This window comes from Thiocystis violacea (assembly GCF_016583565.1).
GTDB classification, from domain to species: domain Bacteria; phylum Pseudomonadota; class Gammaproteobacteria; order Chromatiales; family Chromatiaceae; genus Thiorhodococcus; species Thiorhodococcus violaceus_A.
The window spans coordinates 122,787-143,950 of the sequence record NZ_NRRF01000003.1 but is presented as its reverse complement, the minus strand read 5'-3'; the positions used below and the strand labels follow the sequence as shown (position 1 = coordinate 143,950).

Annotated in this window: 17 protein-coding genes; 12 read left to right on the top strand and 5 right to left on the bottom strand. The window is 64.5% G+C overall.

All coding sequences use genetic code 11. From position 1 onward, the window contains the following. The first annotated feature begins 8 nt into the window (after positions 1–8). Positions 9–608, top strand: a complete 600-nt coding sequence (locus CKO23_RS02280; protein WP_200328122.1) for a putative molybdenum carrier protein — start codon at positions 9–11, stop codon at positions 606–608. A 279-nt stretch (positions 609–887) separates the two neighbouring features. Here CKO23_RS02280 and CKO23_RS02275 read toward each other — a convergent pair whose 3' ends face one another. Continuing rightward, positions 888–1,358 (bottom strand): FUN14 domain-containing protein, encoded by a 471-nt coding sequence (locus CKO23_RS02275; RefSeq protein ID WP_242482158.1) that lies wholly within the window; start codon positions 1,356–1,358, stop codon positions 888–890. A gap of 389 nt (positions 1,359–1,747) precedes the next feature. Here CKO23_RS02275 and CKO23_RS02270 point away from each other — a divergent pair, with 389 nt between their 5' ends. Further along, positions 1,748–2,311, top strand: coding sequence for a hypothetical protein (locus CKO23_RS02270; protein WP_200328121.1), 564 nt, complete (start codon positions 1,748–1,750; stop codon positions 2,309–2,311). 131 nt (positions 2,312–2,442) lie between these two features. On the opposite strand, the gene CKO23_RS02265 is transcribed toward CKO23_RS02270, so the two are convergent. From CKO23_RS02265 to CKO23_RS02255, 3 genes are all read right to left on the bottom strand, one after another. Then, positions 2,443–2,826: a sulfur globule family protein gene (locus tag CKO23_RS02265; RefSeq protein WP_200328155.1), complete on the bottom strand. Its 384-nt coding sequence runs from the start codon at positions 2,824–2,826 to the stop codon at positions 2,443–2,445. A 357-nt stretch (positions 2,827–3,183) separates the two neighbouring features. After that, entirely contained in the window at positions 3,184–4,761 is a 1,578-nt protein-coding gene (locus CKO23_RS02260; RefSeq protein ID WP_200328120.1) for an AmpG family muropeptide MFS transporter, read from the bottom strand. A gap of 284 nt (positions 4,762–5,045) precedes the next feature. Beyond that, positions 5,046–7,307: an NADP-dependent malic enzyme gene (locus CKO23_RS02255; protein WP_200328119.1), complete on the bottom strand. Its 2,262-nt coding sequence runs from the start codon at positions 7,305–7,307 to the stop codon at positions 5,046–5,048. Between the two features lie 721 nt (positions 7,308–8,028). Here CKO23_RS02255 and trkA point away from each other — a divergent pair. The 10 genes from trkA to CKO23_RS02205 all read left to right on the top strand — a co-directional run bounded on the left by trkA (position 8,029) and on the right by CKO23_RS02205 (position 19,957). After that, a complete protein-coding gene (trkA, locus tag CKO23_RS02250; protein ID WP_200328118.1) occupies positions 8,029–9,432 on the top strand; it encodes a Trk system potassium transporter TrkA in 1,404 nt (467 codons plus the stop codon). Continuing rightward, the gene (locus CKO23_RS02245; RefSeq protein WP_200328117.1) at positions 9,432–10,886 is read left to right on the top strand and encodes a TrkH family potassium uptake protein; all 1,455 of its coding nucleotides are present in this window, start codon (positions 9,432–9,434) and stop codon (positions 10,884–10,886) included. The genes trkA and CKO23_RS02245 overlap by 1 nt, the downstream gene beginning before the upstream one ends. Positions 10,887–10,918: 32 nt before the next feature. Further along, positions 10,919–12,892, top strand: a complete 1,974-nt coding sequence (locus CKO23_RS02240) for a proton-conducting transporter transmembrane domain-containing protein (protein WP_200328116.1) — start codon at positions 10,919–10,921, stop codon at positions 12,890–12,892. Next, positions 12,889–13,749, top strand: coding sequence for a respiratory chain complex I subunit 1 family protein (locus CKO23_RS02235; protein ID WP_200328115.1), 861 nt, complete (start codon positions 12,889–12,891; stop codon positions 13,747–13,749). Before CKO23_RS02240 ends, CKO23_RS02235 begins: the two co-directional genes overlap by 4 nt. Positions 13,750–13,770: 21 nt before the next feature. Next, the gene (locus tag CKO23_RS02230; RefSeq protein WP_200328114.1) at positions 13,771–14,220 is read left to right on the top strand and encodes an NADH-quinone oxidoreductase subunit B family protein; all 450 of its coding nucleotides are present in this window, start codon (positions 13,771–13,773) and stop codon (positions 14,218–14,220) included. Further along, positions 14,217–14,654 (top strand): NADH-quinone oxidoreductase subunit C, encoded by a 438-nt coding sequence (locus CKO23_RS02225; protein WP_200328113.1) that lies wholly within the window; start codon positions 14,217–14,219, stop codon positions 14,652–14,654. The genes CKO23_RS02230 and CKO23_RS02225 overlap by 4 nt, the downstream gene beginning before the upstream one ends. Positions 14,655–14,657: 3 nt before the next feature. Then, positions 14,658–15,740: a hydrogenase large subunit gene (locus CKO23_RS02220; protein ID WP_200328112.1), complete on the top strand. Its 1,083-nt coding sequence runs from the start codon at positions 14,658–14,660 to the stop codon at positions 15,738–15,740. Positions 15,741–15,744: 4 nt separating this feature from the next. Further along, entirely contained in the window at positions 15,745–16,155 is a 411-nt protein-coding gene (locus tag CKO23_RS02215; RefSeq protein ID WP_200328111.1) for a 4Fe-4S binding protein, read from the top strand. 374 nt (positions 16,156–16,529) lie between these two features. After that, positions 16,530–17,561: an FAD:protein FMN transferase gene (locus CKO23_RS02210; RefSeq protein ID WP_346014547.1), complete on the top strand. Its 1,032-nt coding sequence runs from the start codon at positions 16,530–16,532 to the stop codon at positions 17,559–17,561. A gap of 362 nt (positions 17,562–17,923) precedes the next feature. Beyond that, positions 17,924–19,957 (top strand): sodium-translocating pyrophosphatase, encoded by a 2,034-nt coding sequence (locus CKO23_RS02205; RefSeq protein WP_200328109.1) that lies wholly within the window; start codon positions 17,924–17,926, stop codon positions 19,955–19,957. Positions 19,958–20,190: 233 nt separating this feature from the next. Here CKO23_RS02205 and CKO23_RS02200 read toward each other — a convergent pair whose 3' ends face one another. Further along, on the bottom strand, positions 20,191–20,919 hold the full coding sequence (locus CKO23_RS02200) for a VPLPA-CTERM sorting domain-containing protein (RefSeq protein WP_200328108.1): 729 nt from the start codon (positions 20,917–20,919) through the stop codon (positions 20,191–20,193). Positions 20,920–21,164 lie beyond the last annotated feature (245 nt).

Below are 21,164 nucleotides of genomic sequence, written 5' to 3'. Positions count from 1 at the left end.
TCCCGGTGATGAAGGGTGTCATCGATCAGCTCAAGCGCAAGGGGAAGGTCGACGAGGATCTCTACTTCGCCAAGCGCGACAACGAGCTTCTGGCTGCCATGCACAGCCAGCGGGTCAGGCCGCAGCTCGGGGCGGAGATCGTCATCGTCTCCGGAGGTCAGACCGGCGTGGATCGAGCGGCCTTGGATGCGGCCCTGGCCTTGGGGCTGCCCATCGGCGGCTGGTGCCCGCGCGGACGGCGGGCGGAGGACGGGGCGATTTCGGAGCGATATCCCTTGCTCGAGACCCCCGCCGCCGACTACCGGGAGCGCACGCTCTGGAATCTCCGTGATTCCGATGCAACGCTGATCCTGCACGCTGGCGCGCTCACCGGCGGCACCTTACTGACGGCGCAGCTCGCTCGGCGTGGCGCTCGGCCGCTGCTGACGCGTGATCTGGCCACCGGTTTCGACCTCGCCTCGACCCTTGACTGGCTCCTGACCAATCACGTTCGCGTCCTCAACTGCGCTGGTCCGCGCGAGTCCGGTCTGCCGGGAATCTATTCCCAGGCCCTCGACGGTTTCACCCGGTTGTTCGCCGCTTGGACTCAACGCACGGGCGCCGGCTAGGCGCGTGCGCAGCCGACTCAGCCCAGCGCGGACAGGCTCCTAAGGCGATTTCCGGAAATGACCTTACCCAAATAGACCCGGATCGGTAGGATGGGCAACGTCCGCGCTCTGGGCTCGAGCCCAACCTCCACGCCAGACGGACGTGCCCATCTTGCAAGCCGCCGAGCTGGGATGATGGGCACGCCCCGCGACCCTCGGCACTCCGAAAGAAGCGCATCGCCAGGGCTTTGCCCATCCTACGGGATCGGAACCGCGGGTATGTTGTTTCCCGGAAATCACCTAAAGCTTCAGGCCGACCGCCAGACCCGCAAAGAAGGAGGCGGCGCTCGTCAGATTGTCGCCGACGAATCCGAAGAAGGTGCTGGCGCTCGCCCCCACCCAATCCGCCCAGCCGTCGTAGTGGACCTCCATGCCTCCCCAGTTGACGTCAATGACGCCAGAGATCTGCAGCCCGAAGAGGGCGAGCAGGATAAGGCCGATGACGAGCAGCGCAATCTTGAAGGCGATCTTGAGTGCGAAACCCATGGCCAGGCCGACCATGAAGGAGAAGCCGAGCTTGAGGAAAAAGTACTCACTGAAGAGCGCGCCACCGTCGATCGCCGGCGCTGAACTCGGCTGTCTCATCGGCTGCGCCGTGGCGTTGAGGGTGCCCAGATAGCTTAGGGCGGCGGCGGGATAGGCGAGCCGCCATTTGGTAGGGATGATCCGGGTCGGTTCCAGATTAGGTTCCATGACCAGATTAGGTTGCATGAGCAGAAGTCCTTTGACGGATGACGGCGCGCAGGTTGCCAGGAAAAGGCGCCGCTGTCATGAGGGGCCTGTATCTGCTCGCCGGGCCATCTGGGCGTTGAGCCTGGCCGGAATTTTGCTTGCTGGCTATGCGTGCGTAGATGGCTCGCTGCGACGCCTAGACCGAAAGGTGCGTGCGCAACCGGCAGTCGCTACCAAATCACAAGATAAATGAAAATCTTATCGGTGGATACGCACCCGTTGAAGACGTCGTCGATCTCTTGGTGGGCTTGTCGTGAACACGACAATCGGGCGAGCTTAGAGGCGAGCCAAAGCCTCCAGTCTATGGTGGCACGAGAGATCGCGACAGCCATGATGTCCATTTCGATCCTTTTGGAGATTCATCCGCGATGCTGCTCGATCGATACGAAAAAGAAGAGCTTTTTTGGCTGAAGTCGCTTTTTGGCGCAACCAGCAGAGAAGGGGTGCAGGCGTTTCGGGGCGAATTCGTCGTCCTCGAAGGTGAGTTGAAGGCGACCGCCGGCAAGCGCACGCCGCCCAAGGCGCTCATCAAGCAGGCCGTGATGCTGGCAGACGCCGAGCAGCTGCTGATGGTTGCGGGCAGTTTTGAGAGCGTTGACGAGCTTCCAGCCTTTGTCACGCGGTTCAGTGCCGACCTGGCTGCGGACTGCATCCCTGTCTTCTACATCGACAATCTGGCGGAGAACTGCCAGGTCGAGATCGAGGGCCACCGCTATGTCCTGATCCAGTTCCGCCAAGGCATGGTGTGGAACGAGCTGACCGAGGCTTGCTATGTGGAGAAGCAGGATCTGAAGGGGATGTCGGGTGAGGACAAGGTCGTCGTCCTCTACGACGCGATCAAGGACTTCAAGCCGTCTTTTCCGACCAGGACCCTCGACGAGGTGCTGACAACCAAGACGGACGTCAAGCGTGAGGTCTGGGGCGCAGTCTGACCGATTCGGTCAGACCGCTTGACGCCGCTCCACTGGCGCATGCGCGCCAGGCTGGAGTGGCCGGTCTACTCAGGGCAGAATGCGCCGCGCACGCGCGGCACTACTCTGTCCCCTGAAGACGCAAAGCTGCTTCAGCGGGCAGGAGCGGCTTGCGCTGGAACTGGAGCTGGGGCCTGCGGCATCGCGCCGTAAGGTGCGCCATAGCCGTAAGGTGCTCCCATGCCATAGGGCGCGCCATAGCCATAAGGTGCGCCGTAGCCATAGGGTGCGCCATAGCCGTAGCCATAGGGTGCGCCATAGCCGTAGCCATAGCCATTACCACGGCCATAGCCGCGACCGTAGCTACGGCCGCTGCCGCTCATGTTCATGTTGAAGTCGCCCGTGCCGTCTCCGAACATGTCGCCCATGTTGTCCCACATGCCGTTGCCGCCACCCGGACCACCCCACCAGGCGCTTGCCGTGAAGGAGGCGCCGGCAAGCATGGCTGTTGCGGCAAGAGCGGCAAGCGTTTTCATTTTGGTCATCATCGTTACCCTATTCTCATGAAACGTCAGAAGTGGCATTGGACACTTCGGCCCATACGCCAGGGGTGCCAAAGGAGTCGCGACGGTCAGTGCGGGGTAGAGGAATCGGGAGTCAGACGCGGCTCGGAGCAAGGCTCCGAAGAGATTGCCGAATGGATCCAAGCTCGGTGTGAGCATTTGATCCGAACGGCTACCTTGACGGCGCTCGACTCACGTCTCCTAAGGAACATCCCCGGGGCGAGACGTGAAGCCCGTTCGGATCCGACATGGCACGGCGAGTATATGGGGTCGCCTTCGCCAGACGCAAATCGGTGTTGATAACGTCCATGCCCGCGCTGCGGGTTTGTCTCATGCGCCGCCCTTCGTGCTCGTGCGTGCCTGGCCGTCGATCGAGAGCCGTCGCCCGGCTAGCCAGACCAGGCCGATGACCGGGATGCCGATCAGGCAGGTGAAGACGAAAAAGCCCGGATAGCCAATTCCGCTCACGATGGAGCCCGAGTAGCCGCCCAGGAATTTGGGAAAGAGCAGCATCAGTGAGCTGAAGATGGCGTATTGCGCCGCGGTGAAGGAGACGCTGGTCAGGCTGGATAGGAAGGCGACGAAGGTTGCGCTTGCCAGACCGGCCACCAGATTGTCGACGCCCACGGCCAGGTAGAGCATCGGGAGGTTGGCGCCGACGAGGGCGAGGGCGACGAAGGTGAGCTGTGCTGCCGATGAGAGTGCGGCGCCCAGCAGCAGGATGCGCATCACCCCGTAGCGGCTGGCGAGCAGCCCGCCGAGCAGCCCGCCGGCGATGCTGACGAAGACGCCGAAGGTTTTCACCGCCGTCGCGATTTGGAGCTTGGTGAACCCGATGTCCTGATAGAAGACGTTCGAGATGACGCCCAGGACGATGTCCGAGATCCGATAGAGGCCGATCAGGGCAAGAATCAGCAGCGCCGTCTTCAGTCCGTAGCGGCTGAAGAAATCCAGCACCGGATCGAACCAGGTTTCGCGCGCCGTCGCCTTGTTGATGGTGCCGAGCCTGACCATTGACCAGCCGGTCAGCACTGCCGATCCAAGCCCAAGCGCCAGGTGCAGGATCTCGAAGAGGAAATTGGTCAGGTTCGCGTTGCCGGCCGCGGCCTTGAGTTGTGTGAAGAGGTCGTCGCTCAGGAAGAACCCGGCGACGAAGGCGCAGGCCGCGATCACGAACACCCCAGTCAGGCGAAGATACTCAGAGGTCGGGTAGACGTGCGAGCGTGCCGCGCTGGTTTCCGGCTCTTTCACCAGGAGCGTCGTGAAGACGCCGATCAGCATCACCGCGGCCATGATCAAGTAGGTCGAGTGCCATGCCGCGTAGCTGTAGCTGCCCGCCTCCGATCCAAATGACGAGGCGAGGAGCAGTGATCCGGCTCCGGAGACGACCATGCCGACGCGGTAGCCAGCGACATAAGTGGAGGACATCAATGCCTGGAGCTTCGGCGGTGCCGACTCGATGCGGAAGGCATCGATGACGATGTCCTGGGTGGCGCCGGAGAACCCAAGCAGGACCGCGGCCAGGGCCATGAGCGTCAGGCTGTCCGAGCCGCTGGAGGGGTCGACGAGCGACATGAGCACGATCGCGGAGATGATGCAGAGCTGCGCCGTGAATATCCAGGCCCTGCGCCGCCCGAGCCAGCGCGTGAGGAACGGCAGCGGGAGCTTGTCGATCAGGGGCGCCCAGATGAACTTGAAGGGGTAGGGGAGCGCTGCCCAGCTGAAGAAGGTGACCTCCTCGAGCCCGACACCGGCTTCACGCAGCCACAGCGACAGCGAGGAGAAGATCAGCAACAGCGGAACCCCGGCTGAGAAGCCCAGGAACAGCATGCTGATCACGCGCCGGTCGAGGAGGTCGCGGGTAGCCTTGAGCCAGCCTTCGCCTTCGGCCTTGGTTGTCTGGATCATCGGAGGATGGGTCGGTTCGGTGAAGTGCTCGGCGGCTGCGACGCGTCGATCGACGATTGGGGCATCTCTTGCGTCGACGAGAAGGCCGCGAGCATACAGGCTGGGATATGGCAGCTCAAGCGGCGGTCGGCTGACGCCAAGGCGGCCCAGGAAGGATGGGAATGCGCCATCCTGGCCCGAGTTGGGTCAGGATGGCGAACGATCGGAGGACGGCGGGGATGAGGCATCCTCGCCGACTGCGATCACCAGACGGATCCGGCGCTGGCCAAGATGCCGGCGAAACCTCAACCGGCCTGAACGCCTGCTAACGCTGTCATGTTGAGCAGGCCGCGCACCGAGATGCTCGGCGTGACGATGTGCGCGGCGGCCGCGGTGCCGAGCAGCATCGGCCCCAGGGCGCCGCCCTCGTTCATGGTGCGCAGCAGGTTGAAGCCGATGTTGGCCGCATCCTGATTGGGCATGATCAAGAGGTTGGCGCGACCTTCCAGGCGCGACTCGGGGAAGCGCGCCTGCCGGCCGACCGCGTCGAAGGCGAGGTTGGCGTGCATCTCACCCTCGACCTCCAGCTCTGGATCCTGGCCGCGCAGGAGCCGCAGCGCCTCGGTCATCTTGGTGGCGGAGGGCGAGTCGTCGCTGCCGAAGTTGGAGTGCGAGACGAAGGCGACCTTGGGCACCAGGCCGAACCGCTTGACCTCGGCCGCGCACAGCCGCGTGATCTCGGCCAGATCCTCGGCGCTGGGGTCGGCCTGGACATAGGTATCCGCGATGAACAGCGGCCCCGAGCGCAGTACCACCGCGTTCATGGCCGTCAGCCGGCGCACGCCCGGCGCCGTGCCGATGGCCTCCTCGACGTGCTTCAGATGGCGGGCGTAACGCCCGACGATGCCGCAGATCATGGCGTCGGCGTCGCCGCAGCGGACCATGGTCGCGGCTAGCACAGTGGGGTCGTTGCGGATGTACTCGCGCGCCTCGTCCGGGGCGTAGCCACGGCGCTTGACCCTGTCGTAGAAGGTCGTCCAGTGCGTCTCGAAATTGGCATTCTCGCAGGGGACGATGAGATCGAAGTCGCGATCCGGGCGGATGCTCAGTCCCAGTTCGCCGAGCCGGTTGCCGATGACTTCCGGCCGGCCGATCAGCATGGGGCGCGCGATACCCTCCATGACCGCCTGCTGGGCGACCTGGAGCACGCGCTCGTCCTCGCCCTCGGCGAAGACGACCCGTTTGGGTGCGATGCGTGCCTGGTCGAAGACCGGCTTCATCGTCATGCCCGTGCGGTAGGCGCGGTGGCTCAGGGTCTGACGGTAGGCCTCGAGATCCTCGATCGGGCGGGTTGCGACACCGGACTCCATGGCCGCGCGGGCGACGGCCGGGGCCAGGTGCTCCATCAGGCGCGGGTCGAAGGGCTTGGGGATGAGGTACTCGGGGCCGAACTGCAGCTGATGCCCACCGTAGGCCGCGCGCACGATGTCCGAGGGCTCGGCCATCGCCAGGTCGGCGATGGCGCGCACGCAGGCGATCTTCATCGCCTCGTTGATCTCGCTAGCGCCGCAGTCCAAAGCGCCTCGGAAGATGAAGGGGAAGCAGAGGACGTTGTTGACCTGATTCGGGAAGTCCGAGCGGCCGGTGGCGATGATGGCGTCCGGACGCGCCTCACGCGCGAGGTCCGGCATGATCTCGGGGACCGGATTCGCCAGCGCCATGATGATGGGACGCTCCGCCATGCTAGCCAGCCATTCCGGCTTGAGCACGCCGGCCGCCGAGAGCCCGAGGAAGATGTCCGCGCCCTCGATGGCCTCGGCCAGTGTGCGTTTGTCGGTCGCGATGGCGTAGCGACCCTTGTAGGGATCCATCTCCTCGGCGCGGCCTTCGTAGACCACGCCGGCGATGTCGGTGAGGGTGACGTTCTCCTTCGCAAGCCCCATCTCGACCAGCAGATCGACGCAGGCTAGGGCCGCGGCGCCGGCGCCCGCCGTGACCAGTCTGACCTGTCCGATGTCCTTGCCGACCGCGCGCAGACCGTTGAGGATGGCGGCGTTGACCACGATGGCGGTGCCGTGCTGGTCGTCGTGGAAGACCGGAATGCCCATGCGCTCCTTGAGGGCGCGCTCGATGATGAAGCAGTCCGGGGCCTTGATGTCTTCCAGGTTGATGCCGCCGAAGCTGGGCTCCAGCCGGGCGACGGTCTCGATGAACTGCTGCGGGTCGCGCTCCTCGATCTCGATATCGAAGACGTCGATGTCGGCGAACTGTTTGAAGAGGACCGCCTTGCCTTCCATCACCGGCTTGGAAGCCAGGCCGCCAATGGCGCCCAAACCGAGCACCGCCGTGCCGTTGGTGATGACGGCGACCAGGTTGCCGCGTGAGGTATAGAGCGACGCCGCGAGCGGATCCTTCTCGATCTCGCGGCAGGCCGCCGCAACCCCCGGAGAATAGGCGAGCGCCAGATCGCGCTGATTGCCGAGCGGCTTGGTGGCCTTGATCTCCAGCTTGCCGGGCTTGGGATAGCGGTGATAGTCGAGGGCACTCTGATCGAATTCGTCCGACATCTGGATCTCCGAAGGGTGGTCTTGCCGGGGCGATCGGCCCCCGAGCGTTCTTGTTTTGTCATTATGCTGCAGCGCAATATATCCCTGCAAAGACTGCTACCTGTTCAAGGCGATCGCGGCGCTGCGCGGGGCGCTTGTCGCTCAGGCGAATAAGGTCGGGAGCGAGCGGGAGACAGACTTGGTCCGACGGGCCTTGATCATCGATTGACCCAACCGCGCAGTCGGTGGGAGCGGCGCCCCGCCGCGATCGGGCGCCCGTCGTCGCGGCGGGGCGCCGCTCCCACATGGCACGACCTGACTGAGGCGCGATGCTCATTCAACCGACTGGGCGATGCGATGATCAACGCCGTCCGACGTCGATCAGCACCAGCCCGCCCCCCGCTCGGCCCCGGCCAAGATCAGCCGATGGAAGGCCGTCATCGTCCTGTAGGCACCCTCGTCGTCGTTGTGGCAACGCGGCCAGGCATCCGATGTCAGTGTCGACGCTGCCGCCTGGCTTCGGCGGGCTCGTGTTCGTCCCGCGAGCTGGGCGGGAAGCCGGTCTGCGCGACCAGGCCGAGCCAAGCGCTTGGCGCCTTCGCAGTATAGCGAGCCGCGCACGCTGATCGAGATCGAGGCGCAGACGTCGATTGGCGGCTCAGTCTCCAACGGCTAGCATCAACGCCCGCAAGTCCCGGCGCGTCGATCCAGTCTGTCGATCCAATCTAAGGAGCCCACTGTCGTGAAGATCGTCATCTTGGGTGCGGGCCAGGTCGGCAGCTCGGTCGCCGAGCGGCTGGTCTCCGAGGCCAACGAGATCAATGTCGTCGACCTCGACGCGCGGCGCCTGCAGCAGCTGCAGGAGCGGCTGGATCTGCGCACTGTCCTGGGCAATGCGGCACTGCCCTCCGTGCTGCGCGAGGCCGGCCTGAAAGACGCCGACTTGCTGATCGCCGTCACCCAGAGCGATCAGACCAATCTCTGCGCCTGCCGCATCGCGGCGAGCCTGTTCAAGGTCCCGACCAAGATCGCGCGCTTGCGCTCGGGGGACTATGCGCGCTACCCGGAGCTATTGGACGACACCAACTTCTGCGTGGACTTCAGCATCTGCCCGGAGCAGATCATCACCGACTACCTCAGCAAGCTCATCGAGTTTCCCGAGGCGCTGCAGGTGCTGGAGTTCGCGGACGGGCTCGTGAGTCTGGTCGCTGTGCGGGCCGTGGAGGGCGGGCCGATGGTGGGGCGTCCGGTCTCCGATTTGCGCAAGCACATGCCGCACATCGATGCGCGGATCGCCGCCATCTACCGCCGCGATCAGCCGATCACGCCGACCGGCACCACCCCCATCCGCGCCGGAGATGAGATCTTCTACCTCGCGGCCACGCGGGACATCCGTCGGATCTTGAACGAGCTGCATCACCGCGATCGGCCGACACGGCGCATCATGATCGCCGGGGGCGGCAACATCGGCAGCCGGCTTGCGACCGCGACGCAGAACCGCTATCAGGTCAAGCTCATCGAGATCGAGGAGGCGCGGGCGAAGGATCTGGGGGCGACCCTCACGGGCTCGCTGGTGCTCTGCGGCGATGCCACCGACGAGAATCTCCTGAGTGCCGAGAACATCGAGGACATGGATGTCTTCATGGCCCTCACCAACGACGACGAGAACAACATCATGGCGGCCCTGCTGGCGAAGAGCCTGGGCGCGCGTCGGGTGCTGGCGCTCATCAACCGTCGTGCCTATGCGGATTTGCTGCAGGCGGATCGGCTCGACATCGCCATATCGCCCGCCCAGATCTCCATTGGAACCCTGCTGGCGCGCGTGCGCCGTGGCGATGTCGCCGCGGTGCACAGTCTCAGACGCGGGGCCGCGGAGGCGCTGGAGTTCGTCGTCCATGGCGACAGTTCGACCTCCAAGGTGATCGGGCGGCGCGTCGGCGAGCTGGAGCTGCCCAAGGGCGTCAGCATCGGAGCCATCGTGCGCGCCGCCAGCCAGGACAGTCTGGGCGGCGGGCAGGGCCGCGTCCTGATCGCCCATGACGACACCCTGATCGAGCCCGAGGATCACGTGATCCTCTTCCTGCCCAGCAAGGACCTGGTTCAGCAGGTCGAGCGCTGCTTCCAGGTCGGCCTGGCCTACTTCTGATGCCGCAGCTGCTGTCGGTCGCCAATGTGCTCGGGCGCCTGCTGATGGTGTTCAGCCTGACCTATCTGCTGCCCATCATCTGCTCGCTGGTCTATCGCGACGGCACCTTTCCGACCTTCCTCGTCAGCCAATCCGCCTGTCTGACGGCGGGCGGCCTGCTCACCCTGACGACCCGCCAGTCCCAGCGCGAGCTCAAGGCGCGCGACGGCTTCATGCTGGTGACCATGGCCTGGGTGCTGACGGCGGCCATCGCGACCGTCCCCTTGATCCTGCATCAGCAGCTCTCCTTCACGGATGCCTTCTTCGAGACGATGTCGGGGATGACGACGACGGGGGCGACCGTCATGACGCACCTGGACGTCTTGCCGCCCTCCATCAATCTCTGGCGTCACGAGCTCAATTGGCTCGGCGGCATGGGGATCATCGTCCTGGCCGTGGCCATCCTGCCGCTGCTGGGCGTCGGCGGCATGCAGCTGCTGCGCGCCGAGGTTCCGGGGCCGATCAAGGATGCCAAGCTGACGGCGCGCATCGCCGATACCGCCGCCGTGCTCTGGGGCATCTATCTCGCCATCACGCTTGCCTGTCTGCTGAGCCTGCGTCTCGCCGGGATGAGCTGGTTGGATGCGATCTGCCACGCCTTCTCGACCTTGAGCCTGGGCGGCTTCTCGACGCGCGACGGCAGCGTCGGGGATTTCGACTCGCCGCTCATCGAGGGCGTTCTGATCGTCTTCATGACCCTCGCCGCGCTCAATTTCGCGACCCATTTCGCGGTCTGGCGAGAGCACTCGCTCAGGCCCTTTGGGCGGGATGGAGAGGCCCGCGCGGTCCTCAGCGTGCTGGCGCTGAGTTCGATCGGATGCGCCTTCTACCTCTGGGAGGACGGCACCTATGGCGGGTTCCTGCCCGCGCTCAGGTTCGCGAGCTTCAATCTGGTCTCGATCGCGACGGATTGCGGCTTCGTCAGCACGGATTACGCACGCTGGCCGGTCTTCGTCCCCTTCTGGATGCTGTTCCTCTCAGCGATCACCGTCAGCTCGGGGTCGACGGGCGGGGGCATCAAGATGTTCCGCACCCTGATCCTGGCCAAGCAAAGCTCGCGGGAGTTGACGCGGCTGCTGCACCCGGCGCTCGCCGCACCCGTGAGCGTCGGCGGCGCGGTCATTCCCAACGGGGTGGTGGTCGCCATTCTCGGATTTCTGTTTCTCTACTTCATGAGCATCGTCACCCTGACCTTTCTGCTCATCTTCGGCGGGCTGGACTTCATCTCCGCCTTTACGGCGGTCGTCGCCTGTATCAATAACGCCGGCCCCGGGCTCGGTGCCGTGGGGCCAGCGACCAATTACGCGAGCCTCACGGATTATGAGATTTGGATCCTGAGCTTTACCATGTTGCTCGGGCGACTCGAGGTCTTTTCCCTACTCGTGCTCTTCACCCCGCAGTTCTGGCGGAAGTAGCCTGTCTCCACGGCCTCCTTCGAGGACATGAGATGTATCTGATCAGCTTTCTCCTCCTCTTTTCTCTGCTCGCGGGTCTTGCGATTGCCGCGGCACCCAGTGTCGGCGTGCAAGCGCGCCGCATCCGCTTTTCCGTTGGGGCGCTGGCGCTGGCGTCCGTCGTGCTGGCGCTGTTGCACGCGCACAGCGGCCCGGAATTCTATGCGCTGAGCGAGGGTCTGGCGCATGTGCTGGACTGGCTGTTCATGCTCGGGGGCTTGGGGCTGGCTGTCCTCCTGCTGTATTTCTGCCGACGCATCAAGGGATATGAGTGGTACATCCCGGCGCTGATCGTCGTCCAGACGGGCTTGATGCTCTATGCGGAGCTGTCGAGCGAGCATCCGCGGGTGGAGCACGCCTTCTACGTCGACAGCTTCTCCGTGCTCATGGCGCTCATCATCGCCATCGTCGGCGGGCTCATCTGCGTCCACGCCATCCGCTATATGCACGACTATCACGCCCATGCGGCGGGGCAGCACGAAGCCGGCGACCTCGATCGGTCGCAGCAGCGGCCAGAGCGCAGTCGCAGCCTCTTTTTCTTCATGCTCTTTCTCTTCCTGGCGGCCATGTTCGGCATCGTCTTCGCCAACAACCTGCTGTGGCTGTTCTTCTTCTGGGAAGTGACAACGCTCTGCTCCTTCTGGCTGATCTCCTACTCGCGCACGGACGAGGCCATTCGCAACGGCTTTCGCGCCCTGGGCTTCAACCTCATCGGCGGGGTCTCCTTCGCCGCGGCCATTGTGTGGCTGACGCATGGTCCTGGGCTGCGCACCTGGGAGCTGGATCAGCTCGTCGCCGGCGGCAGCGCCCTGGCGTTGATTCCGGCGGTGCTGATTGCGGTGGCGGGACTCTCGAAGTCGGCTCAGATGCCCTTCTCCTCCTGGCTGCTGGGGGCCATGGTCGCGCCGACGCCGGTCTCGGCACTGCTGCATTCCAGCACCATGGTCAAGGCGGGGGTCTTCATCCTGATCAAGCTCTCGCCCGTCTTCCACGACACCTTCGCCGGGCTGCTGCTCTCCCTGATCGGCGGCCTGACCTTCCTGGTGACCTCGCTGGTCGCGGTCAATCAGCGCAACGCCAAGCTGGTGCTCGCCTATTCCACCATCGCGAACCTGGGGCTGATCGTCATGTGCGCGGGCGTTGGAACGGCCGCCACCATGTGGGCGGCAATCCTGCTCATCCTCTTCCATGCGGTCGCCAAGGCGCTCTTGTTCCTCGCCGTCGGCACCACGGAGCATCTGATCGGCAGCCGCGATATCGAGGACATGGAGGGGCTGGTCTATCGGCGTCCCGCGATCGCCGCCATGCTGCTGGTCGGCATGCTGGGTATGTTCCTGGCGCCCTTCGGCATGCTGCTCGGTAAGTACACCTGCTTCCAGGCGTTCCTCAGCATGGACGTGATGTGGGGGGATGGTGTGCTCTTGGCCGTCATCCTGGCCTTCGGTAGCGCGCCGACGCTCTTCTTCTGGAGCAAGTGGATGGGCAAGCTGGTCGCCATGCCGCGGCACGCGCAGCCGAGCGAGGTGCCCATCCCGAGGGACGAGGCGATCGCCCTGGTCGCGCTGACGCTGCTGACCTATGTGGCCTGCGCCCTCTTCCCGCTGGCGGATACCGCCTTCGTGATTCCGTATACGGACTTCCTGGCCAGTCTCGGGCTGATTCCGGCCTCCAATCTGGCGATGCCCTGGGAGACCATCACCCTCATGAGCCTGATGCTGGCGGGGCTCTTCCTCATGCCGCTCGCCTTCTGGCTGCGGCCGCCCCATTTCACGGAAGTCAGCGGCTACCTCAGCGGGGCCAATGTGGACGGCAGCGCCTCCTACCGTGGCGCCATGGGGGTGGAGCGCGTGGTCGAGAGTCGCGGCTACTATCTCTCCGGTTTCATTCGGGAAGGGACCATGGTCCGCGTCGGTCTGTTCGGATGCGGCTCGCTCATGCTCGTGATGCTGATGGGGGCCGTGCTATGAAACCCTACGCCTGGTCGCTCGCCTTCGCCTTCATTCTGGTCGGCCCGCTCCTCGGCGCCCTGCTCGCCGGTGTCGACCGGCGCCTGACCGCGCGCATGCAGTCGCGCAAGGGGCCGCCGATCCTGCAGCCGATCTATGACGTGCTCAAACTCTTCGAGAAGGACACCCTGGTCGTCACCCAGCTGCAGACGCTCTACCTCTGGGGCTTTCTCTTCTTCATGGTCATCGCGGGTTTCATCCTCTTCCTCGGCAGCGATCTGCTGCTCAGCCTCTTCGCCTTGACGGTGTCTGGGATCTTTCTCTGTCTCGCCGCCTACGCGACCAACTCGCCCTACAGCAACATCGGCTCCTCGCGCGAGCTGATGCTCATGATGGCCTACGAGCCCATGCTGATCATGGTGCCGCTGGGCTTCTTCCTGGTCACGGGGAGCTTCCGGGTGTCGGACATCATCGCCGGCAGCCCCTGGCAGGTGCTACAGCTCCTCGGCATCCTCGTCGGCTTCCTCTTCGTGCTGACCATCAAGCTGCGCAAGTCGCCCTTCGACCTGAGCTCCTCGCATCACGGACACCAGGAGCTGGTGCAGGGCATGACCACGGATCTCTCGGGAAGCGATCTGGCCATCGTCGAGATCGGCCACTGGTACGAGAACGTCATCCTGCTCGGTTGGCTCTATCTGTTCTTCGCGCCCTGGGGGCCTTGGATCGCATTACCCATTTCATTCGTGCTCTTTTTCGCCGAGGTTCTGGTCGACAATACGAACGCGCGGCTCAAATGGTCGAGCACGCTCAAGGCGTCCTGGTTGATGACGGGCGTCTTCGGTGTGACGAATCTCTTGCTCCTCCCCGTGATCTCCTGAACACCGGATGGCCTGAACATCATGAGCTTCCTCAAGAAATCCCCCTGGGTCCTGCACTATGCGGCAACCAGCTGCAATGGCTGCGACATCGAGCTCCTGGCCTGCCTCACGCCGCTCTACGACGTCGAACGGTTCGGGATCGTGAACACGGGCAATCCCAAGCACGCGGACATCTTCCTGGTCACCGGCTCGGTGAACGAGGAGTCCCGCAAGGTTGTCGAAAATCTCTACGCACAGATGCCGGATCCCAAGGTCGTGGTCGCCATCGGCGCCTGCGCCCTCAGCGGCGGCATCTTCCGCGATGCCTACAACGTCTATGGCGGCATCGATCAGGTGATTCCCGTGGATGTCTATGTGCCCGGCTGCGCCGCGCGGCCGGAGAGCATCATCGACGGAATCGTGCGGTCGCTGGATATCCTGGAGCAGCGGGCCAAAGAACGGAAACGTCAACGCAAGATGGTGGCCCTATGAGTCTCGACGAACCCTTCAATGACCTCCCACTCGCCGACTGGGTACCGACGGCACAGCGGCATCGCGCCGACGGCTATCGCCTGGTGCAGATGACCGGGACGGCGCGGCCGGACTCCTTCGAGATCATGATCAGCTATGACAAGGAGTACCGCTGCACCAATTACCGCACGCAGGTCCCCAGGGACAAGCCGGATCTCCCCAGCCTGAGTGGCATCTTCCCCGCCGCCTTCACCTATGAGAACGAGCTCAAAGACCTCTTCGGGCTCGAGGTTCCGGGTCTGACACTGGACTACGGCGGCAATTTTCTCCGCACCAAGCAGAAGATTCCCTTCTCCGGAAGCGTCACCGTCAAGCAGGAGAAGGCCAAGCCGGCGGCGGCTCGCAAGGACGCGGCGGGCGCGACCGCCTCTGACACACCGGGCCCCGAGGGCTGAACCATGTCCAACACCACCATCGTCCCCTTCGGCCCCCAGCATCCGGTGCTGCCGGAGCCCATTCATCTGGATCTCGAGCTGGATGACGAACGGGTCGTCCAGGCGCTGCCCTCCATCGGCTATGTGCATCGCGGGCTCGAGCTGCTGGCGGAGCGCCACGACTTCATCGAAATGGCCAATGTCGCCGAGCGTATCTGCGGCATCTGCAGCTTCATCCATGGCCAGGGCTACTGCCAGGGCATCGAGCAGCTCATGGGCGTCGAGGTGCCGCCGCGCGCCGTCTACCTGCGCACCATCTGGGGCGAGATCTCGCGCATCCAGAGCCATTTGCTGTGGCTGGGCCTCTCGGCCGACGCGCTCGGCTACGAGAGCCTCTTCCAGCACAGCTGGCGGATCCGCGAGATGCTGGTCGACGTCATCGAGGAGACGACCGGCGGGCGCGTCATCTTCGGCGTCTGCAAGGTCGGCGGCCTCCGCAAGAATGTCGACGACGCGGTGCTCAAGGCCGTCAGGGGTCGCATGCGCGACATCCAGACCGCCTTCAATGAGATCGCGGACGTGTTTCGCCAGGATCCGACGGTCAAGAAGCGCACCGTTGGCGTGGGTGTGCTGACGGCCGAGGACGCGCACATTCTCGGCGCGGTGGGTCCGGTGCTGCGCGGGAGCGGGGTGGCCCATGATACCCGCAAGCTCGGTTATGCCGCCTTCGGCGAGCTGGACTGGGAGCCCGTGGTCGAGCAGGAAGGCGACTGCTACGCGCGCTGCATCGTGCGGGTGCGCGAGATCGATCAGTCCTTCGACATCATCGCCCAGTGCCTCGACCGCATGCCGGCGGGCGAGGTGGAGGTGTCGGTCAAGGGCAAGCGGCCCAAGGGCGAGGCCATGTTCCGTCTGGAGCAGCCGCGCGGCGAGGTCTGTTACTACATCAGCGCCGACGGCAAGAAGAACCTGGCGCGTTTTCGGGTCCGCACGCCGACCTTCGCGAACATCGCGCCCCTGGTCCATATGCTCAAGGGGTGCGAACTGGCCGATGTGCCTGTGATCGTGCTGACCATCGATCCTTGTGTGAGCTGCACCGAGAGATAACGCCATGTCATGGTCCTGGTTCCCCATTTCATCCCTGGTGACCAAGAGCGCGCTGCACCGACCGGTGACCCGCCTCTATCCGGGCGAACGCCGCGCAGCCTATGCCAGGACGCGCGGGCACATCGAGTTCAAGATCAACGATTGCACCTTCTGCACCATCTGCGCGGTGAAATGCCCGACGGTCGCGATCGTCGCCAGCAAGCAGGACAAGACCTGGGCCATCGACTACAGCCGCTGCATTCTGTGCGGCAACTGCGTCGATGATTGCCGTGAAGGCTGCATCGAGCTCAAGACCGCGCCCTGGCCGCCCATGTTGGCCAAGGAGGTGCTGACCTTCCGCAAGGACTACGAGGGTCCACAGCCCCCCTCGGGGGTTGCCGTGGCATTACCAGTGGAGAAGCCAAAGACCTCTTGACGCCGGCCGCGATGCCTGCCGAGGGTCGCGCCACGCGCCGGCTCCATTCGCCGCGCTCTTCACCCGCATGGACGGCTCGCGAATGGCGTCGATGCCGGCCAGCGCGATGCGGCAGTCTGCGGCGCGGCGTTCGCCCAGATCGCCCGCGTCCTCGATCCGCTGGCCGTTCCCTCGGCTGCCCAGCCGGCTTGTGATGTTCGTCCACTCAACAGACTGCCCGCAGTGCCGCCTCCTGTCGAATCCGGGGAAGGCTGCCGGCGGTCGAGGTGACTGTTTCGATGGTAGATGCGATGCGATTCTTGGCGTATCCGCGGTGGTCAATGCACCTCGCGGCCACGGGGGGTGGGGCTCGGCGGCTTTGGATCGGCTGCGCCTTGTCTCTGGCGCTGCTGGGGTGTGGTCAGCAGCCGGATCCGGTGCTCGAGCTCGGTGGGCCGACCATGGGGACCTATTACTCGGTCAAGGTCGCGCGTGCACCGGCGGGGATAACGGCGGATCAGCTGCAGCCAAAGGTCGCCGCCGTCCTGGATGCGGTTGTGGCGGAGATCTCGACCTACGACGAGACGTCCGAGCTTTCGCGCCTCAACCGCAACCCGAGCACTGAGTGGATTCCCGTCTCCGAAAATCTGCTCGCGGTGATCGCGGAGGGACAGCGCATCGCCAAGCTGACCGGCGGCGCCTTCGACATCACCATTGGTCCGCTCGTCAACCTCTGGGGCTTCGGCCCCGAGGCGCCGCATGACGGCGTGCCGAGCGAGGCGGAGATCCGGGCCGCGAAGATGCGGGTCGGCTGGGAGAAGCTCGAGCTGAGGGCGAGCCCGCCCGCTGTCCGCAAGGCGCGCGGCGATCTCTATATCGACCTCTCCGCCCTGGGCGAGGGCTATGGCGCCGACCGTGTCGCGGCCTGGCTGGATGCGCAGGGGATCACCGACTACATGGTCGCCGTGGCCGGGGCGATTCGCGCGAAGGGACTGAACGCCAAGCGCGAGCCCTGGGCGATCGCCATCGAGCAGCCGATGCCGGACCGGCGAGCCGTGCACCGCATCATCCCCATCTCGAATCGCGCGCTCTCGACCTCCGGCGACTATCGCAATTTCTTCGAGAAGGACGGCAAGCACTATTCGCACGAGATCGACCCCAAGACGGGGGCGCCGGTCGATCGCAAACTCGGCTCGGTCACGGTCATCGGAGCGGTGGGGATGGTGGTCGACGGCTGGGCGACGGCACTCATGGTGCTCGGCGACCAGGCCGGGCCAGCGCTGGCGGATGCCCAGGGGCTTGCGGCCTATTTCATCGTGCGGGACGGCGATGGGATCCGCGGGTTCGGTTCGCGGTCGTTCGAGGATGTTCTCGCGGTTGCGGGCGTCGGCGATCACGCGGCGGTCAATCGGGATCCGCGGCAATAGAGAGCATTTAGGAATTTTGCGCGTCGCCCGGTTGGAATCCGTTTACCGCCGAGACGCGCGGCGATTGCCAACCTAAACGACGCCAACTCCTTGAAAGCCTCTGACTCTTGGGCGGCTCGCTCGACGACGCCCAGCCTTGCCGGCGTCGCTCGCACGGGTCCTCTTGCCTGCCGTGATGCCCGCCAGCGTTTCTTGACGCAGTTAAAACACGGGCATCTGGCTAAAACATCAATGCCTTTGTGTTAAAGTTCCGTGCCGTTTTGGCGGCCAACCGGTCCGTCCGTTGCTGTATCCCGACGTTGCCATTGGCCACCGCTTTCGCTCGGCTCACACCAACGAAAACCCGTAACGGGGGGATGTACATGTCAACAGATTTTGTCCTTTGGTTCGCGATCAGCGCCGGGGCACTGGCCGTGATCTTTGGCCTCGTCGTCGTGGCCTGGATTAACGCTCAGTCAGCCGGCTCCGATCGCATGCAGGAAATCGCGGCGGCCATTCAGGCCGGCGCGCAGGCCTACCTCAATCGCCAATACAGCACCATCGCCATCGTGGGTGCCGCACTCTTCGTCGTGCTCTGGCTCGTGCTCGACCTGGCGACGGCTGGCGGTTTCGCGATCGGCGCCTTGCTCTCCGGGCTGGCCGGATACATCGGTATGAACGTGTCGGTCCGCGCTAACGTGCGCACCGCGCAGGCCGCAACCGTCAGCCTTGAGTCCGCGCTCGCCATCGCCTTCCGTGGCGGCGCCGTCACCGGCATGCTGGTGGTCGGTCTGGGGATCATCGGGGTGGCCGGCTACTTCCTATACCTGGGCGCGGACGAAGCGGCGCTGCATGCGCTGATCGGCCTTGCCTTCGGCGGCTCGCTCATCTCCATCTTCGCCCGACTGGGCGGCGGTATCTTCACCAAGGGCGCAGACGTCGGCGCGGACCTGGTCGGTAAGGTCGAGGCCGGTATCCCGGAAGACGATCCACGCAATCCGGCGGTCATCGCCGATAACGTTGGCGACAATGTCGGCGATTGCGCCGGCATGGCGGCAGACCTCTTCGAGACCTACGCGGTCACCATCATCGCCACCATGGTCCTCGGTGGTCTGCTGTCGAAGGCCGCCGGTGGCTTCGACATCAACTTCGTCATCTACCCGCTCGCGCTGGGCGCGGTCTCGATCATCGCCTCCATCGTCGGCGCCTACTTCGTCAAGGCGAACGAGGGCGGCCGCATCATGACCGCGCTCTACAAGGGCACGGCGGTCGCCGGTGGTCTCGCGTTCATCCTGTTCGCGGGCGTGACCGGGCTCCTCATGGGCGATCACTTCTTCGCGATGCTGTTCTGCGCCCTCATCGGCCTCGGTCTGACCGCCGCGCTGATGGTCATCACCGAGTACTACACCTCCACCGAGTTCCATCCGGTTCAGTACGTTGCCCAAGCCTCGCAGACCGGTCACGCGACCAACGTCATCGCGGGTCTCGCCATCTCCATGAAGTCCACGGCCCTGCCGGTCCTCTCCGTCTGTATCGCCATCTGGGCCTCCTACATGGTCGCTGACCTCTATGGCATCGCGATCGCCGCGACCGCCATGCTGTCCATGGCAGGCATGATCGTTGCGCTCGATGCCTATGGCCCCATCACCGACAACGCGGGTGGTATCGCCGAGATGTCCGGTCTGCCGGAGGACGTGCGCAAGACCACCGACGCCCTGGATGCCGTCGGCAACACCACCAAGGCCGTCACCAAGGGCTACGCCATCGGCTCCGCCGGTCTGGCCGCGCTCGTGCTCTTCGCCGACTACACCCACAACCTGCAAGCGGCCGGCAAGATGCAGGACTTCCTGCTGTCCGATCCGGCCGTCATCATCGGCCTGTTCATCGGCGGCATGGTGCCTTACCTCTTCGGTGCCATGGCGATGGAGGCCGTTGGCCGTGCCGCAAGCTCGGTCGTGATGGAAGTGCGCCGCCAGTTCAAGGAGATCAAAGGCATCATGGAAGGAACGGCCAAGCCGGACTATACCCGTGCCGTCGACCTCCTGACCAAGGCCGCCATCAAGGAGATGATCGTCCCCTCGCTGCTGCCGATCCTGGTGCCCGTTTTGGTCGCCTTCGGCATGAACATTCTCATGGGCGACGGCGCCGGTATCCGTGCGCTGGGCGGTATGCTGATCGGCACCATCGTCACCGGCCTCTTCGTGGCCATCTCCATGTGTACCGGTGGTGGTGCCTGGGATAACGCCAAGAAGTACGTCGAGGAAGGGAACTTCGGTGGCAAGGGCTCCGATGCCCACCATGCGGCGGTCACTGGCGATACCGTCGGCGATCCCTATAAGGACACCGCCGGTCCCGCGATCAACCCGCTGATCAAGATCATCAACATCGTGGCGCTGCTGCTGGTGCCGTTGCTCTGATCCGGCGTGGATGAGGCTCCGGGCAAGCAGGCCCGGACCAATGAAAAAGGCGCAGCTTGGCTGCGCCTTTTTCGTTGCGTCGCGGTCATGCCGTCCAGCGGGTTGCGGTCAAGATGCCAGTGCCGGCGGATCGCAGTCCATTCGCGTCTGAGCGACGTCCTGCTCGGCCAGCTCGAGAAGCGAGCCCGCCGCGAATGCATCCGGGCCTTCGTTCGGGCTTCAAGTCAGATCAGTCAGGACTGACGCCCTCCGCGGCGTACCATGATGAGCCCCAGCAGTCCCGAACCGAAGAGCCAGGCGGCGGCTGGGATCGGAACTGGCGCCATCATCGCGCTCTGGGTGAGGATGTTGTCGGTATCCGCCAGAAAGCTCAGGCTCTGCCCAGGACCGAAGAGCGCGCCGTCCTGGAAGTCGATGGTCAGCCTGCGGTAGAGGTCGCCCACTGGTGATTGACCGTCCAGCGCCACCAGGTCCGAGTAGGTGACAGAGAGCCCCCGGCGTTGGCCTTCTCCCAGCGAGAAGGTTCTGCCCTGCGAGGATCCGGAGGTGCCCATGCTTGGGCGCGTCAAATCGAAGACGGAGTTGCCCGTCCCCGCGTCGATCACCAGCCTGGTGATGGAGGCGGTGGCGGTGCCATTCATGTTCAATGTCCATGAGGCGTCGAAGGTGTCGCCGCTCTGCCGAAGGGACCAGCCGGCTCCGCTCACGCCGCCCGAGACCGCGTCGATGTCCGCCCAGCTCAGAACCTCGGAGGTCTCCGCCGCGGCTCCGGACGCGGAGAAGTAGGCCGTCACCTGCATCCCATCCATCATGGCTCCGTTCGTCCTGAAGTCTCTGACCTCGGAGACACTCGCGATGGTGCCGGCTTGCTTGGAGAAGGTGATGGTCGCGCCGAAGGCGTTCGGCGCGACGCCCGCCACAAGTGACAGGGCCACGATCACTGCATACATTCGCTTGTTCATCGGCTTATCCGTGATTCTGGTCGCTTCGATCTTCGCGTCGCGTCGATCGAGTCGCGTGCTGAGATGGATCGATCCCTGATAAAGCCAAGAACGATTGGCTCGGGAACTCCGGATCCGATTCGATTCGGCAGAGAGTCCATCCCCGCTGTCTGATCTTGATAAAGCAGCTATCGTGCCGAGCGATGCTGAGGCGAGGGGTAGCACTTGAGCCGCCGTGGCATGAGTGCTTTTCAATCGATGGAGAA